This is a genomic window from Synechococcus sp. 1G10 (assembly GCF_002252625.1).
GTDB lineage: Bacteria > Cyanobacteriota > Cyanobacteriia > PCC-6307 > Cyanobiaceae > Regnicoccus_A.
Map to the genome: position 1 here is coordinate 1 of NZ_NQKW01000074.1, position 662 is coordinate 662.

The following is a 662-nucleotide window of genomic DNA, read 5'->3' on the forward strand; positions in this document are numbered from 1 at the left end:
GGGGATGATCCGCTCGTAGGCCGGGCTGCGCAGGATCTCCTTGACGGCTTCTCCCAGCAGTTCGTTGGAGCGGCTGCCCGGCAGCCGGTGGCTGAGGGCCTGGTGGATTCGCAGCAGGTACCAGGCGGTGCCATCGAGGCCGGCCTTGAAGCGCTCCCAGTTGGTGGAGTCGCGGCGGGCATCGACCACCATGTCGCGCGCGTTGTGCGCCTTGTCGGCCGCCGTCACCAAGAGCGAATCGAGCGGTTTGTGCTCTAGCGAGGCCACATAGCGCGTCTTGCGCACCAGCCAGGGTTCCTTCTTGGCCCCCGGCGCCACCGGCCCTGCGGTGTCGCTGCAGTCGGCCACGATCCGGGCAACCCGCTTGCCGTAGTGGGCTGCAATCGAGGCCTCGTCCTGGTCGGCATCCTCGATTGAATCGTGCAGCAGGCCGGCGATCGCCTGCTCCTCATCGCCGCCGTCCTCCCACACCAGGCCGCTCACGGCGATCAGGTGGGAGATGTAGGGCACGGGTTTGCCCTTGCGCCGCTGGCGGCTATGAAGCTGGGCGGCCCAGCTCAGGGCATCGATGTAGAGCGGACTGTGGAGATGGGGCTGGTTGGTCATCAGCGATCGGCGGCCGGCGGTGGCAGCCGCTCCAACAGCAGTTCCAGCTTGCGGTC

1 protein-coding gene is annotated in these 662 nt (G+C 67.8%); it reads right to left on the reverse strand.

Annotated elements, in window-relative coordinates:
- Nucleotides 1-606: HD domain-containing protein (locus CJZ82_RS17530; RefSeq protein WP_094557006.1), on the reverse strand; the 606-nt coding region annotated here is incomplete at its 3' end.
- Between the last annotated feature and the right edge of the window lie 56 nt (nt 607-662).